This is a genomic window from Neorhizobium sp. T6_25, assembly GCF_002968555.1.
Classification (GTDB): Bacteria; Pseudomonadota; Alphaproteobacteria; order Rhizobiales; family Rhizobiaceae; genus Neorhizobium.
The window spans coordinates 434802-450522 of sequence record NZ_PVBL01000001.1 but is presented as its reverse complement, the minus strand read 5'-3'; the positions used below and the strand labels follow the sequence as shown (position 1 = coordinate 450522).

General features: G+C 60.3%; 13 protein-coding genes. 9 read left to right on the top strand and 4 right to left on the bottom strand.

Features of this window, described 5'->3' with window-relative positions; genetic code table 11:
- Positions 1-215: 215 nt before the first annotated feature.
- The 6 genes from C5L10_RS02010 (at position 216) to C5L10_RS01985 (ending at position 7485) form a co-directional block, all read left to right on the top strand.
- Positions 216-1400 carry an ABC transporter substrate-binding protein gene (locus tag C5L10_RS02010; RefSeq protein WP_172716873.1) on the top strand — a complete coding sequence of 395 codons (1185 nt, stop codon included), beginning with the start codon at positions 216-218 and terminating at the stop codon, positions 1398-1400.
- Positions 1401-1468: 68 nt separating this feature from the next.
- Positions 1469-2569, top strand: coding sequence for an ABC transporter ATP-binding protein (locus tag C5L10_RS02005; RefSeq protein WP_105428299.1), 1101 nt, complete (start codon positions 1469-1471; stop codon positions 2567-2569).
- A gap of 86 nt (positions 2570-2655) precedes the next feature.
- Entirely contained in the window at positions 2656-4386 is a 1731-nt protein-coding gene (locus C5L10_RS02000; RefSeq protein WP_245447894.1) for an ABC transporter permease subunit, read from the top strand.
- Positions 4373-5461 carry a succinylglutamate desuccinylase/aspartoacylase family protein gene (locus C5L10_RS01995; RefSeq protein ID WP_105428297.1) on the top strand — a complete coding sequence of 363 codons (1089 nt, stop codon included), beginning with the start codon at positions 4373-4375 and terminating at the stop codon, positions 5459-5461. The genes C5L10_RS02000 and C5L10_RS01995 overlap by 14 nt, the downstream gene beginning before the upstream one ends.
- Before the next feature lie 4 nt (positions 5462-5465).
- Positions 5466-6632: a pyridoxal-phosphate dependent enzyme gene (locus C5L10_RS01990; protein ID WP_105428296.1), complete on the top strand. Its 1167-nt coding sequence runs from the start codon at positions 5466-5468 to the stop codon at positions 6630-6632.
- Positions 6633-7086: 454 nt separating this feature from the next.
- Positions 7087-7485, top strand: coding sequence for a GNAT family N-acetyltransferase (locus C5L10_RS01985; RefSeq protein ID WP_172716872.1), 399 nt, complete (start codon positions 7087-7089; stop codon positions 7483-7485).
- A 158-nt stretch (positions 7486-7643) separates the two neighbouring features.
- On the opposite strand, the gene C5L10_RS01980 is transcribed toward C5L10_RS01985, so the two are convergent.
- From C5L10_RS01980 to C5L10_RS01970, 3 genes are read right to left on the bottom strand one after another with little or no spacing between them, the layout of a single operon-like run.
- Complete coding sequence (locus C5L10_RS01980) at positions 7644-8921, bottom strand: ATP-grasp domain-containing protein (RefSeq protein WP_172716871.1); 1278 nt, start codon at positions 8919-8921, stop codon at positions 7644-7646.
- Complete coding sequence (locus C5L10_RS01975; RefSeq protein ID WP_105428293.1) at positions 8887-9951, bottom strand: pyridoxal-phosphate dependent enzyme; 1065 nt, start codon at positions 9949-9951, stop codon at positions 8887-8889. The genes C5L10_RS01980 and C5L10_RS01975 overlap by 35 nt, the downstream gene beginning before the upstream one ends.
- A 22-nt stretch (positions 9952-9973) precedes the next feature.
- Positions 9974-10600 (bottom strand): hypothetical protein, encoded by a 627-nt coding sequence (locus C5L10_RS01970; protein ID WP_245447893.1) that lies wholly within the window; start codon positions 10598-10600, stop codon positions 9974-9976.
- A gap of 165 nt (positions 10601-10765) precedes the next feature.
- Here C5L10_RS01970 and C5L10_RS34700 point away from each other — a divergent pair, with 165 nt between their 5' ends.
- Positions 10766-10900 carry a hypothetical protein gene (locus C5L10_RS34700; RefSeq protein WP_256384635.1) on the top strand — a complete coding sequence of 45 codons (135 nt, stop codon included), beginning with the start codon at positions 10766-10768 and terminating at the stop codon, positions 10898-10900.
- Between the two features lie 355 nt (positions 10901-11255).
- Positions 11256-11951 carry a response regulator transcription factor gene (locus tag C5L10_RS01960; RefSeq protein ID WP_172716870.1) on the top strand — a complete coding sequence of 232 codons (696 nt, stop codon included), beginning with the start codon at positions 11256-11258 and terminating at the stop codon, positions 11949-11951.
- Between the two features lie 211 nt (positions 11952-12162).
- On the opposite strand, the gene C5L10_RS01955 is transcribed toward C5L10_RS01960, so the two are convergent.
- Positions 12163-13419 carry an FAD-binding oxidoreductase gene (locus tag C5L10_RS01955; protein ID WP_105428289.1) on the bottom strand — a complete coding sequence of 419 codons (1257 nt, stop codon included), beginning with the start codon at positions 13417-13419 and terminating at the stop codon, positions 12163-12165.
- A gap of 215 nt (positions 13420-13634) precedes the next feature.
- Here C5L10_RS01955 and C5L10_RS01950 point away from each other — a divergent pair, with 215 nt between their 5' ends.
- Complete coding sequence (locus tag C5L10_RS01950) at positions 13635-15719, top strand: hydantoinase/oxoprolinase family protein (RefSeq protein WP_105428288.1); 2085 nt, start codon at positions 13635-13637, stop codon at positions 15717-15719.
- Positions 15720-15721 lie beyond the last annotated feature (2 nt).

Sequence of the window (15721 nt, the reverse complement as noted above, 5' to 3'; positions counted from 1 at the left end):
TGGCTTCGGTTTTCTCAGCCGAACTGGCGAGGCCGATGTCGCGGGATCGCCTAGATCGGCGTCGGCATATATTACACTCATGCATGAGTTGCGATCATATTTCGATTGGACGCCGACCCTTGGATCCGCTGAATTCGCGGTAGTTCGGCAGCCAACCGTTTCAATCATTCCGACCGGCGCGTTCTGATCGCGTCGCTATCGCTGCTTCGAATGCCTTGGCATCGAGCGCCAGCAAAACGGTTTCCGCCGACTGGAGATCTCGATTGCCAACAATCCGTCGCGCCAGACGATGGACGAGCCAACAGGGGAAGGCAGACATGCAGTCAAAAACGCAAACAAGGATAGCGGCCATCGATCGCAGGGGCTTCATGGCGGCGTCGGGTACCGCGCTGCTGGCCGCGCCATTCATACGAACCGCCTCGGCCAGAAGTCGCACTCTGACTATTCGTGATCCCGGTGGTCCGGTCGGAGAAGCTTATAGGCAAGCATTCTTCGAACCGTTCAGCAAGCAGACCGGGATTGACGTCATTGGCGTGCAATCCTCTCACGGCCCGACCGGTGAGATCAAGGCGATGGTCGAGGCAGGCAACTATGCGTGGGACGGCGCGCTGCTTGATATGAGCGATGTGGTTGTCCTCACCGATCGCCGGTATCTCGAAACCGTGTCGGGACCTGGCGGGCTCGGGCCGAATGCCTTGCAGATCCCCGCCGACCTGCGGAACGACTTCCTGATCGGAGCCATGGGCTATGCCACGGTCCTGGCCTATCGCACCGACACAATGGGTAGGCAGCCACCGAAAAACCTTGCGGATTTCTGGAATACCGCCGCAATCCCCGGGGTGCGTTCGCTTCGCAAACATCCCAATGGAACACTTGAACCGGCTCTGTTGGCGGACGGGGTCGCAAAGGCGGATCTATACCCGCTCGACCTCGATCGGGCATTCCGGAGCCTCGACCGGATCAAGAAGGATATCGCGGTGTGGTGGACCGGTGGCGCGCAGACCTCTCAGATGCTCAAGACCGGCGAGGTGGACTGCCTCCTGACCTGGAACGCGCGCGCCCAGGTCGCAATCGACGACGGTGCGCCGGTGAACATCGTCTGGAAGGACGGGATGTTCTCGTTTGCCGGTTTCGCCATTCTCAAAGGCGGCCCCAATGTTGAGCTGATGCGCGAATTCATCGAATTCGCGTCTGCGGGCGAACGTCAGGCGGAGTTCGTCAAGTATTCGACGAGCGGCCCTTGCAATCCAAGGGCCTTCGACTTCATCGAGCCGAAACTTGCCGAGATCCTTCCCACACATCCCGACTATTTCGCGGAGATGTTCGTCATGGACGCGAGATGGTGGGGGAGCAACAACGCCGTGGCGCAAGAGCGCTACGAGAACTGGCTCGTCGGGTAAGGCCTGGCCGGACTTCACGATGGCCTGAACACGGGCGTCGTTCAAATCGCATAACTGGGAGGTTTACATTGAAAGAACGCATCAACAAGCTGGCGATCCGGGGGCTGACAAAGAGATACGGATCGGCCACGGCCCTCAATCACGTCGATCTTGATCTGGCGGACGGCGAGTTTCTGACCATGCTGGGCCCGTCCGGCTCCGGCAAGACGACGCTCCTGTGGGCGGTCGCGGGACTCAATGCGCCCGATGACGGCAAGATATGGATCGACGGTCGCGAGGCGACTGATCTGCCCGCGTCAGGTCGCGACATCGGCATGGTCTTTCAAAATTATGCATTGTTTCCGCACATGACGGTCGCCGAAAATATCTCGTTTCCGCTCGAGATGCGGAAAATGCTTGCCGGCGAGCGCCTGCCGGCCATCAGGCGAGCACTCGAAATGGTAAAGCTCGAGCATGTGGGAGACCGCTATTGCAACCAGCTTTCGGGCGGACAGCAACAGCGCATCGCCTTGGCGCGGGCTTTCGTCGCCAATCCTTCAATCGTTCTCATGGATGAGCCGCTTGGAGCGCTCGACAAGAAATTGCGCGACCATCTGCAATTGGAGATCAAGCGGCTGCATGAGCAGCTGGGAATGACGGTTCTTTACGTGACGCACGATCAGGAGGAGGCAATGGTCATGTCGGACCGCATCTGCCTGATGAACCTTGGACGGATCGAGCAGATCGGCGCCCCTGGCGACCTTTACTTCAGGCCCAAAAGTCTGTTTGCGGCGGATTTTCTCGGGGAGTCGAACCTGATCAAGGGCAGGATCATCGCCGAAGAAGCAGAGTGTCTCGTCCTGGATCTGCCGGGGATCGGGACGATCCGGACCCGTCGCACATCGTCGGATGTGCATGGCCCCGATGTCGTCCACTTCACGCGACCGGAATCCATCGAGATCCTTTCCGATACGGACAACAGGGCAAACCGGTTGTGTGGTCAGGTGACCGAAGTCGTCGTCTCGGGTGCGATCACCAAACTGTTCATCCGTATCGGAGAGACATCGACATTGCAGGTTTCGCAGCTGACATGCGGTGCGCGAAGCGTGCGCAAGGGCGAGATGCTCACCATCGGTTGGAACGATGACGTCGGCAGGGTTTTTTCGGACAACGAGCGGGAGGCTGCATGATGGCGAGAGTTGATTTTGTCGCCGGAACCGCCCCGCCGCTGCGCATCTGGCCGACATGGAACAAGCTCCATTGGCAGACCGGACCCGTGGCGGTGTTCCTGCTGTCGTTGTTCGTGATTCCGGTCGTGATGCTTTTGGGCTTAAGCTTCCTGGATGATCGCAGCCTCCCGTCTCTTGAGCACTACCAGCGGCTGGTCGACGTGCCGCTCTATGGCAAGGTCCTGCTCACAACCATCAAGGTCGCTTTCTACACGACGCTGCTCTGCATCGTTGGCGCCTATCCTGTGGCCTATCTCCTGGCGATCGCCCGGGGATCGACGCGCAACTGGCTCATCATTCTGGTCTTGATGCCGTTTTGGACGAGTTTCCTCGTGAGGACGTTCGCATGGATCGTGCTTCTCGGCCGTAGGGGCGCCGTCAATCAATTCCTGCTTTCCGTGGGGATCGTCGACGCCCCGCTGCAGCTAATCTACAATTTCGCCGGCGTGATGATCGGCATGACCCACGCTCTGATGCCGCTGGCGATTTTGACCCTTCTGGCGGTGATGGAGGGTATCGACCCGAACCTGTCCAAGGCTGCGGCCACCATGGGGGCAAAGGGCGGGACGCGTTTCTGGCGTATCTACTTCCCCTTGACGATGCCTGGCGTCGCGTCCGCGGCCCTTCTTGTCTTCATCACGTCCCTCGGCTTTTTCATCACCCCGGCTTTGTTGGGTGGTCCTCAAGACACGATGATCGTCCAGCTCATCATTTTCCAGATCAGGGAGGTCCTGAACTGGCAGTTCGCCGGTGCAATCGGCGTTCTGCTCGTCATCACCTTCATGGCGATTTTTCTCGTCTACGACCGGATTTTCGGCCTCTCGGTTATCGGGGGGAACGCAGCACCGCGCGTGCCCTCGAAGAAGTCGTCCATACGCCGGTTGGCGGTCTTTGCCGGAAACGCGATCACCTCCGCTTTAGCAAATCTTACCGATGCGGCCATCTTCGCGTTGACGGCTCTGAAAAAGGAAAAAAGACGCCGAGGCCGCAGCACACGCGTCGGACTCTATGCTGCCTGTACGTTCGTTCTGGCCTTTCTCGCGCTCCCCACGCTTTTTGTTCTGCCGGTCTCGTTCACCTCCGAGGCCTTTCTCACCTGGCCCCCAAAGCTTTTCTCGCTGCAATGGTATCAGTTGGTGTTGGACTCGCCGGTATGGCTCGGTGCGGCTGCGAGATCCTTCATCGTCGCGCTCCTCGCCGCCACCATCGCGATGCTGCTTGCCGTGCCCTGTGCCTTCGCACTGGCACGCGACAGTTTTGGCGGGAAGCCAGCCCTCTTCGGACTGGTTGTTGCGCCGATGATCGTGCCGAACATCTTCATCGCCGTTGGTCTGTTCTTTCTCTTTTCGCGGATTGGAATTGCCGGTACCACGTTTGCTGTCGTCTTGGGTCACACGGTCATCGTGATCCCGTACATCGTCATCACCGTGCTTGCCGTCGTCAAGGGTTACGATCGCAATCTTGACTATGCGGCCGCCACCATGGGCGCAAGCGGCATGCAGATCTTCCGCCGTGTGACTTTTCCCCTGATCCGCTCAGGCATCATCGCGTCGTTCATGTTTGCCTTCATCATTTCTTTCGACGAGTTGACGATCGCTCTTTTTGTCACCGGCGGTCGCGTCACCACCCTGCCCAAGCTCATGTACGAGGACGCCCTGCTATCGGTGAGCCCGCGTCTGGCGGCCGTAGCCAGCCTCCTGCTGGTATTCATGAGCATCATCATCGTGGTTTCGGAATTGATCCGACGGAAGGGAGGATGCCGCTATGGTCAAAATTAAGCCATCAACGAACCTGCAACCAGCACAAGCCGGATCGGCGAACCGGACGGGTCAGCTATTCGGGACTGCTGTGGAAACGCCGATCTCGACGCTTCTGGACTTCGACAAGGACGGCAAGCAAGACGGCTCCCTTCACCTTTACCATTCACGGGAAACCAACGGCTATGGCTACATCCCGATCCCGGCGATCTCGGTCAAGAACGGCGCTGGTCCGACCGCCCTGTTGGTCGGCGGCAATCACGGCAATGAATATGAAGGCATCGTTGCGCTGATGAACCTTGCCCGGGATCTGGAGCCAGAGTGGGTGCAAGGTCGGATCATAATCTTGCCATCGCTAAATTTTCCTGCGGTGATGGCCGGGACAAGATCCTCCCCGCTTGATGGAGCCAACCTCAATCGATGCTTTCCGGGCGACGCCTTGGGCGGTCCGACGCAAGTGATCGCGCATTACGTCAGCACGGTCCTTTTGCCCCGCGCCGATCTGGTGATCGACCTGCACGCAGGGGGGCGTTCTTCGGAGTTCATCCCCTGCGCGCTGTTGCGCGAGGATGGAAGTGGACGAGTATTTCCCGAGTCGCGGCGTCTGGCCGAATGGTTCGGCGCGCCTGTCAGCTTTTTCAGCACCGGCAGGGGTGGAGGAGGCAGCCTGACCCTTTCGGGTGAATGCACGAGGCAGGGCATAGCCTGCCTGACGGTCGAGCTCGGCGGAGGTGAAATGCTGTCCCGGCAGGGGCTCCAGCTTGCCAGCGAGGGCGTGAAGAGGATCCTCAACCAGATCGGCGTCCTGCCCTCCATCACCGTTACGACACCAAACGTAACGCGCTGGATGGAGAAGGGTTCAAACAGTCGCCTGCATGCTCCTGCCGCTGGAATATTCGAACCTCGCATCCAGCTCGGCGAATATGTTTCAGCCGGCAAGCTCGCGGGGCTCATTCATTTCCCGGACTTCCCCCTTCGCGAGCCCGCGGAAGTGCGTTTCGAAACCTCTGGCTATGTCCTGTCCCGCCATATACCTGCCCTGGTTGGCAGGGGCGACGAGCTGTGCACCTTCCTCAATGATGAACTCCGGCGATAAGGCAATGATCAGTGAGGCAAATGAGACGAGCCGACCAGTTCGTGTCGCCGAGCCAAATCCCATGCTGTCCGGCATGCGGTGCATCAAATGCCAAAGGTCCTGGCCGATCGGCGACTATTTTGGCGGCTGCCCCGCCTGCGCGGCGGCAGGGGCGCCCGCGAGCGTAGCGCCTGTTTTTGAGAAATTTCCAGAATTGATCGCTGCCGGGGATATCGCAAACTGGCTCGCTTATCCGGGTCGTCCCCATTTAGGTGAGGGAAATACCCCTCTCATCGAGCTGATCGAGATCGCCGCAAAGAACAAGATCAAATGGCTGGGAATAAAAAACGAGGGCGCAAATCCGACGGGCTCGCACAAGGACAGAATGAGTGCGGCTGTCGTTCGTAGAGCTCTCGATATCGGCGCCCGCACGCTCGCTGTCGCTTCAAGCGGAAATGCCGGCGCCTCGCTCGCAGCATTTGCGGCCCATGCCGGTCTCAAATGCGTGGTAGTTACCACCGAAGCAATGGCCAGAGGCTGGCGAAAAGCGATCGAGCTGCACGGCGCCGAAGTCATCGTGGCGCCGAACGCCGTCGCGCGATGGGAATTGGTTTCCCTCCACTCCAAGTCAGGTGAGTGGTATCCGGCCAGCAATTTTACAATCCCGGCCGTCGGCAGCAACCTGTTTGCAGTCGATGGATACAGGGCGATCGCGCTTGAACTCTATCTGTCTTTGGGAGCGGAACAACCAAGTGACATCATTGTGCCCGTGTCCCGAGGCGATCTCTTGTGGGGACTGGCAAAGGGATATGCCGATCTTGTTTCCGCAGGGCTCGTGACGGACATCCCGCGAATTCACGCAGCTGAACCGTTTCCCCGAATTTCGCGGGTGATGGCGGGGAAAGACTATGTGGGACAGTTTGAGGGGCGGTCACCGCTTGTCTCGCTGGGTGGGACGACCGTCACCTATCAGGCGATCAAAGCGCTGCTTTGCTCGCGAGGAGCGGTCGTCGGACCTTCGGCTGATCAAACCATTGCCGCGCAGCTTGCATTGGCACGAGCCGGTCTCTTCGTCGAGGGTTCCAGCGCGATTGTCCTTGCGGGCCTCTGGATCTTGCGTGATCAGTCGGTCATTGCCGAGGATGCATCGGTTGTGCTGATCCTGACGTCACATGGCTATAAGGAGGGCTGATGAAGTCTCCAAGAGGAGACCTTTGAGGGCGAGAGCGGTTGGCGCTGTGTCGGAGCTTAGGATCGCTGATCAAAGTACCCGCCTCCGCGGGAGCTGAAGTGACCCGGCCATTTCTTGGGAATTGCCTCTCGTATTTGATCGACCGCCGGAACCGTTCGGCGAAGACATTGTTCGCTGGGCGGCAGGGTCGCACCGTGCACGCTGAGCCGGCGGTAGCTCTCATTGAGCGCTTGCGGCAGGCTGCATTTGTCGAAATCCTCTTCATACTTCGGGCGCGGGTTTGCAAAGCTTCGCAATCTTGCCGAAAGAATTCACGCGAACTTTGGAATTCTCACCTCCTTACCCTGCTAAGATGAGCCCGTCGAAAGTCTATCAAGGGTGTCGCATGGCGGTCCGTAAGATTCAGCATGGCGATCTGGCAAGTGTCCTGGCCTAGATGCAGAGACATGCGCACTTGGAGAACTACGACGACATTTTTGCCGTTGACGAGCAGGCATTAAGCCGGCTGGGGCTCGATCGGGCACCTCCGACCTGTAACATCGTCGTCAGCGAGAACTCCGAAGGAAAGATTGTCGGGTTTGCGCTTTATCTTATTCTCGAATTCACGTTCAGAAACAGGCCCGTCCTGTATCTCAACGACCTGATGGTTGATGAAGCCCATCGGCGACGTGGGATCGCCCGTGAGTTGATGGCGGCTTTGTGTCGGGAGGCCGAGAGCCTGGGTTGCTTCCGTATCAAATGGGGCGTTTCCAGTGCCAACACGGAGGCGCTGGTGTTCTACGAAAGCATTGGTGCCATTCGAGAAAAGGGCAAATTCTACTACACGCTCGACGAGGGGGCTTTTAGACGCTGACCATGCGCAGGCGCCTGCTCTGCAGCCGTCAGGCGTTCCGGCATTGACCTGCCGTCGCCGTCCTCGCAGTTCCGGCGCCCCCGCCGTGCCCTCACGGACACACACCATGACGGTTCGCCCGAGTAAAGACGCTTGTGGTCAAGGCTTGGCTTGGACCATCAGCCATCACGTCGATCGGGAAAGGCCTCTATATCGTATCGCAACTGGGCCGTCACATTCGCGAGACTGGTTTCGACCTGATACGGCGTCTCGCCTGCCACGATCACATGGCCGATCCGGTCCCGATAGTCGCCATACCGCCGAACTTCACCCCCGTCCGCCACGTAGAGTTCAACCTCCGAGACCGACGGTATCGCGCGAGCGACATTCAGATCCGACATCCATCGCACGAAACCCTCGGCGCCCGGATTGAGAAATCGGATGGAAGACGATCGGTGGCCTTGCGGTGTCAGGTCGATCCTTGCGCCGGTGACCAGCTTGATTGTCTCTGAGATGACGTCGACGCCTATCGCCAGCCGTATCAGTTCCGGAATCATGTCCCCGCCCATCCTGGGATTGACCTCGATGATGACCGGACCCCGACTATCCAGCCGCAGTTCCGTATGCGCCGGTCCCCAATGAAGATGCAGCGCGTTAAGTGCGGACACGACCGTGTCGGCAATGGCAACCTCGTCCGACCGACGCAAGGCAGCCGGGAAGTCATGGCCAACTTCGACAAAATAAGGCAATTCCCCCAGATGTTTCTTGGTGATGCCGAGCACGACGTCTCCAACGGTCTCGACGGAATATTCCAATCCGACGATGAACTCCTCGATCAAAACACCCCGGGCTATTCCCCCGTCAGTCGACAGCAGATATGCCACCTGCTCTCCAACATCTCCACCGTCCAAACAAAGACGCACGCCGGTGCTTCCACTTCCGACCACCGGTTTCACGATCACCGGAAAGCCGATCCGGGTCGCCGCCTCGACGGCGGACGGGATATTGTGGACAAGTTCATAGGCCGGCGTGAGCAAGCCGGCATTCTTGAACGTGCCCCGCTGGAGGAATTTGTTCTGGCAATTTTCAATCGCTTGGCCATCGGCGCCGGGAAGTCCTAACCGGTGGCAGAGGCGAGCGGCCATTGCCGCATAGGCACCTGAGGTGGACAATATCCCTGCAATCGGAGCCTGCGCCTGGAGTTCATCGCAAACTCGCGCCATCTCCTTAATGTCGACGGTGTCGGCGATAACCGTATCGACCGCCTCGCCTGCCAGGTTTCGATAGCGGTCACTCCCGCTTGTCACCAGGATGGGGCGAAGACCCTGGCGGCGGGCTGCTTGGACGAAGAGATGCCCGCTAGTGCTGCTTTCAAGGAAAACCATTGTTCTGTCTGGCATCGTGCTTGCCTCCTTTTTCTCTTCATGGCCGTTGCCAGCCGGCAATGTCGCCTGCACCACTGTCCTGGGGCAGAACCTCGCTATACGCTCGTCTGCACCAGGCGAAGCGCGTCCAGCTGGTAAATTGCGAGCTCGGCTCCGCTGTCGTTGCGGGACGTTCGGGACTGCTCTTGATCCATTCGGGACTGTTTGCCGCCAGCCAGTCGTCGTCATAGGCGGTGTCGATATATCGATGGCCTTCGTCGGGCATTAGTACCACGGTATTTTTGTCCCGGTGGCTGGCGCTCCACCAGGCGGCGACCTTGAACGCTGCTCCGCTCGTTGGGCCCATGAATAGGGCATGGCGGTGGTGCAAATCGCGGGTTGCCCGAAACGTCTCGGCTGCGGAAAGCCAGTGGACCTCATCCACTTGTGCATGGTCGATATTCTTCGGAAGCATGCTGCCGCCCAACCCACGGATCAAGCGCGGTGCATCCGGCTGCCCAAAGAGGACGCTGTTCATCGTGTCGACGCCAATAACGAAGAGGTCCGGAAACAACATCCGCAGATAGCGAGCTGTGCCGCAGAGCGAACCGCCTGATCCCACGGTTCCGACGAGGCAGTCGATGCGGCCGATCCGCTCGACCAGCTTCGCGGCGACTTTGGCGTATGACAGCGGGTTGTCCGGATTGTCATATTGGCAGGGCCAAAATCGGGATCCATTTTCGGAAAGCAGCAGGTGCAGGCGGTCGAGCCGCGCCTGTTGCAAGCCATGCCGCGGCTGCGGATCCATGATGATCTCGAGGCGGGCGCCAAGTTCCAGCAACCGCCTTTGCAGCTTTGGATCGATGGCCCAGTCGCAGACAATGAACAGCCCATTGCCAGACTGTGCCGTCAACATTGCCAGCGCCAGTGCGAAGGTGCCGGACGAGGTCTCGCAGATACAGCTCTCGGCCGTTATCTCGCCGCGCTCGAAGGCGTGTTCAAGGATAAATCTCGCGGGCAGGAGCTTCATCAGGAAGAATGCGGCGCCATACAGATTGCTTCCGATCTGTATCAGGCGAGGATCTTCGAAGTCCTCGAGATTTCGAAAATTGGAATACGCCATAGGGGCCCCTTGGGTTGGATGTTCACGCGTTGAAGATCCGGAACTGGAAGTCGGCTGCGCTGAGCGCGGAGCTCGCGCGATCGATTTTCTGCGGCGTTTCTGGGGCTCGGGGGTCGAACATCAGACCAACAACGGTCCCGCTATGGGCAACCTGGATGCCGAAGGCTCCACATTGGCCGGCTATTTCCTGGAGCGCGCGGAGACCTGGTTTCGGCAGGAACCTCTCATTCAGGTTGGCACTCGCGGTTGCGACTCTTCCGAGGAGATCCAGGTCTCCAAGCCTGATGGCCCTTCTAAGGAGGCTGCGCAGAGACTTGAAGGCCTCGGCCTCGAAAGTGTTGTACTGAGCCGGCACGAAATCGAGTGTCGAGACCGTCTTCAACGGCTCGGTGTCGACACTAATGATATCGATCGGAGGAACCGGCCGATGGAATGGCTCGATTACTTCCCCCTCCCGCTGGGCAAACAACACGGCGTTCTGCGTAAAGAGAGTCGCGTCACAGGCCGTTTCCGCCCCAACGGCGACGCGCATGATCTCTTCATTGGTCCAACTGACATCCAGATAGTCGATGACGGCATGGATGGCCGCCAGCACATCGGCGGTTGATGAACCAAGACCTCGGCCGGCGGGTATGTCGGACGCAATCACAAGGTGCCCGCCGCAACTTTCGCACCCTGCCTGGAGCATGGCGAGTTCGGCGGCCCTTCGCGCCTTTTCACAGGAGCTGGGAGAGACAGTTACATGTTCACGTGCGTTGGGGAAAAAGACCGCTTCTGACCGCAGATGGCGGCAGGGAAGGGAAACCAGTCCCCTATGTCTATGACATCTCTCGTCCTCGAATATACCCTGCAGGATCTCGCCATGATGAGCCCGAGCCTCTCCAATTCCTCGCCCGTTCGGCATTTCGACCTCCCCATGCTCCCGTGGATGACAGACGTGACGGACTGATCGTGTCACCGAGCGGGGAGGAATTCGACGCGAGCTTCGTTAAGATTGTGCAATTTTTTGTTGAGATCTTTGCAAAGGGCAGGATCTGCGTCATGCAAGACTTGCGCAACCCTTGGCAGGCATTGTCGCCCCTGCCGCATGTCGTCAATCGACCCGCCAGGGACCAGTCGAGGGAAGATGCCTAACTGCCGATTGGTGTGTCGGGAAAGGGCTCGCAATTCTGCGACTTGCAGCCCGCCAAACACGAGCCATAATTGCCGGAAACAGCGCGCCTTGATAGGGATAGCCAGGCCGACTGGCCGAGAGACATCCAGTATTCCGGCCATATCCTGGCGCAGCTTCGTGAGGATGGACGGTGTCTCCGACTGTGATGCTGGTTTCCCCCAGCCTGGACTTTCTTCTTTTCATGAAGCACATGCTGGAAACAGATGGTTTCGCGGTGGTACTGGCCAAAGATCCCGATGAGGTCGTCGAACGGGTCGAGATGATCAAACCGCAAGCGGTGATCGCCGAGTGCCGTGCCTCGAGCACGATGTGCCGTGAACTGTGTATACAGCTGAAGACCGCCCACTCGACGCGCTTGATAGCGTTCATACCATTGATCGAACCGGGTGCGGAGGCACTTTACCTCGAGATGATCCAGGCAGGGGCTGATAGGCCGTTCCATCGCCCGTTCGAACCAATCAAGCTTCTCGAATATCTTCGTACCTTGTCTGCCGACCGGCAACGCTCGGACCAGCAAGGAACATTGAGTTCGGGTGGGATCGAACTCAATGTCCGGACCCGCCGCGTCCAGCGCGACGGTTTGATGATCAATCTCGGCGCCCTCGAATTCAACCTCCTACAAATATTCCTGCAGAATCCGGGTCGGGTCTTTCGACGCGAGGAGTTGATCGCACTCGGCTGGCCCGCAAATACATTCGTCGACAATCGTACCGTCGATGTCCGGATCGGACTGCTGAGGAGGTCACTGCGGTCAAACGGCGGGCCGGATGTCATCCGCACTGTCCGCGGCATCGGCTACGCATTCGATGCTGATCAGCAGGACTGAGCACCGGCGTTTGACAATCTTGCGGTCACGGATCTTTCCGCTCCGTCATGGCATTTGACAGGCAGTTAGAGCAGGAGCTGACAGTGCTTGCAGTATTCCAAGGCTCCCTGCTGCACGTCTTGAGGCGGTATGGCGAGCGAGGTAAAAGCCTTGGCGGCGGTATAGGCGGGCGACGTTCGCTCCCGGGCATTTCCCACGGAAGAGCCTATGCTCAAATACCGGTCTTGATGGGCGCGGCTTGTTGAGTTGGCGACCAGGAAAATCCCGACCCTTCCAGCCGTCTCGGGGGTTCCACTGCCTCCCGGACGTCCTCCGAAGGTCGCGCCTCAGTCCTTGAGCTTAGCCCTTCCCATTCGTGCCGCCTGGGAAATCGCTCTATGCGAAAATCCTCAATGGGCGTCTTGGTCGTGCCGGTCGAGATCAATTCGGCCATCACCTCGCCGACACCGGGACCGAGCTGGAAGCCGTGGCCGCAAAAACCGAAGGCATGGAAGAGGCCCGGCGTCGTCGCCGATGGTCCCATGACCGGAAGGCCGTCGGCAACATAACCCTCGCAGCCGGACCAGGTGCGGATCACCGAGACATTGGCAAGCGCCGGCAGGATCGGCAGGAGGGCACGCAACTGGCCAGGAAGCCGGGCGGGGTCGGCCTTGGCATGGCCGGTGTCAAGCGAAACATCGGTACGTTCCGCGCCGCCACCGAAGACGATGTTTCCGCGCTCCACCTGGCGCAGGTACCCGCCGCCGTGGTCATGAGCCCAGACGCCGACGACCGGCAGGATGCGATGCGGCAGCGGCTCGGTTACCCCCATCTGCGGCCCCTTCGCGACGATCGGAACGGCCTCCCCGAACTGCGCAGAAATCCGGGCGCCCCAGGCGCCCGCGGTGTTGAGGAGGGAGGCAGCGGCATGGACGCCGTTCGAGGTCTCTACCTCGAAGCCATAGGCGCTTCGCCGGATCGCTTTCACCTCTACGCTCTCGACGATCTCGGCACCCAAACGTCTCGCGGCATCCGCGAAAGCCGGAGCGATCAGGCGCGGATTGCCGCTTCCATCCTCCGGGGAAAAGGATGCGGCGATCGCCTCGGGTCCGAGCCCCGGAAAACGTGCATGGAGCTCGGTCGCGGTAAGTTCCTCAAGGTTGAGCCCCCAAGGTCTGGCAGTCGTCGCGAAGCTGCGCATCTCGTCGATACCCGCCTGGCTGAACACCAGCCGGACATGGCCGGTCGCCCGAAACTCGACGTCCCGATCCAGCATCTCCGCCGCCTTGCCCCAAACCGTTAGGGATCGTCGGGCGAGGGGAAGTTGCGGCAGGTATCGGCCGCTGCGGCGGATATTGCCGAAGGAAGCGACCGTCGCGCCGCTGCCGACCCGGTTCCGCTCGATGAGCGTCACGCGCAGACCACGCCGGGCGAGGAAATAGGTCGATGCGGCCCCCATCAGGCCACCACCCAGCACGATCACATCCATAAGGCCGTTTCCGCAATGTCGTTCATCCCCGCCACCATCCCGGTGCGGGCGGCCGGTGTCAAAGTCGAGGTTTTCATCATCCCATAAGCCGGACCTATGGGACGTCCCCTGGCGAGGCATAAGCCGCACTTATGGGCGGCGGCTTTTTCGCTCTTGGACCGCCTTTGCCCATTCGTGCCAGCTTAATGACAAGCAGCAGGAAAGGATTGAGCAACATGGACAGTGCGGCCGCGCCAGGCAAGGGAACCAGCGATCAGCAGGACTGGAAGATCGGCGTCGATATCGGCGGGACCTTCATCGACTTCTGTGCACTGGAAACGCGATCCGGCCGGGTTGCCTCGCTCAAGGTTCTGACGACACCAGACGATCCGGGTGCGGAACTGATGACGGGACTGTCGCTTCTGGCCGAACGGGAAGGGCTCGAACCGGCAGCCGTCAGCCGTTTTGTCCATGGAACGACCGTCGGCATCAACACCGTGATCCAGCGTCGCGGCGTGTCGCTGGCGCTGATGACCAATGCCGGTTTCGAAGACGTCATCGAGCTGGCGCGGTTGCGGATGCCGGACGTCTATTCCCTGTTCTGCTCCCGGCCGGACCAGCTCATCGCCCGCGACATGATCTTCGGCATCCCCGCTCGTTTGCGGGCGGATGGAAGCGAGGTCGAGGCGCCGGATCTGGAGGCGGTTGCGGCAGCGGTTGCAAAGGCGAAGGCCAATGGCGCCGCCGGTATAATCGTCTCCTTCCTGCATTCGTGGCGCACCGACATCCATGAGGTGGCGGTCCGCCGAGAAATCGTCCGGATCGCCCCCGAACTCTTCGTCTTCACGTCGTGCGAGGTCTGGCCGGTGATCCGCGAATACGAGCGGACCACCACTGCTATCCTCAACGGTTACGTCCATCCCCGCGTCTCCGGTTATCTGACCGCACTCGAGGAAACGCTGTTGTCGCGTGGCGTCACGGCGCCGGCGCTGCTGACCAAGTCGAACGGCGGCGTGATGAATGCCGACGAAGGCAAACGGTCCTGCGTGCAGATGCTGTTGTCCGGCACGGCCTCCGGTGTCATAGGCGCTGCCTGGCTCGCCCGTCGTGCCGGCGAGAAGCATATCCTTACCCTCGATATCGGCGGCACCTCGGCCGACTTTGCCCTGATCATCGACGGCGAACCGCAATTCGGCACCGGTGAACTGGTCGGCGAGTTCCCGTTGCATATCCCGTCCGTGTCGGTCAGCTCGATCGGCATAGGCGGCGGTTCTATCGCCAGCGTCGATGCGCAGGGCGTTTTGCGGGTCGGACCGGAATCGGCCGGCTCGACACCTGGACCAGCCTGTTACGGAGGGGGCGGAGAGCAGGCGACTGTGACCGACGCCATGGCCGTCTGCGGCTGGCTCGGTCACAGCCAGATGGCCTACGGTCAACTGCAGATCGACGTCGGCCTTGCTCGCGCGGTCGTCACGCGGCTTGCTGAAAAGATAGGCCGGAGCGCGGAGGAGGCCGCCCAGGCCATCCTCGACGTCGCCATCTCGGAAATGTTCGTGGAGGTCGAGAAACTCGCCTCGCGCGCCGGCGTCGATCTCAGGGAATTCACGCTGATGCCGTTCGGCGGCGGCGGCCCGATGCTCGGCGCGTTCCTCGCCCGCGAATTTCATATGGCGAAGGTGATCGGCGCACCGCGCCCGGGTGTCGTCTCGGCGCTCGGGGGCCTGGTGGCAGATCTGCGCGGCGACTTCATCCGCACCGTGTTTACACATCTCTCCGACCAGGCGGCGCCGCAAATGCGCGAGGCGCTGGACGCGCTTGCCGTCGAGGGGCGCAACTGGCTCGCCAAGCAGGGGCATGCCGGTGCCGCGACGCTCAATGTCTCCGCCGACATGCGTTATGTCGGCCAAAGCTTCGAGATCGAGGTGCCAATCCAGCCAGCCTGGATCGCCGAAGGCAAGCTCGGTTCGATCGAGGAAGCCTTCCATGCCATGCATGCCCGGCTCTACGATTTCCATGATCCCGACGGAGCGATCGAGATCGTCAACCTGCGTCTCTCGGCCATCGGGGCCGGCCCGGCACTGGAAATCCCGGTCAATGCCCGAGAGGACGGTGAGGCGGCTAACCCCGAGCGCGAGATCCCGGTCTTTACCGGCAAGAGCTACGAGTGGATCGGCCTCTATCGGCGTGATCGCCTGCGTCCCGGCAGCCGCTTCGCCGGCCCGGCGGTCGTTGCCCAGGAAGATACGACCTTTGCAATCCCGAGCGGCACACATGTCGAGGTCGATCGTCAACTGAACCTGCACCTCACCTTTTCGGAGTAATG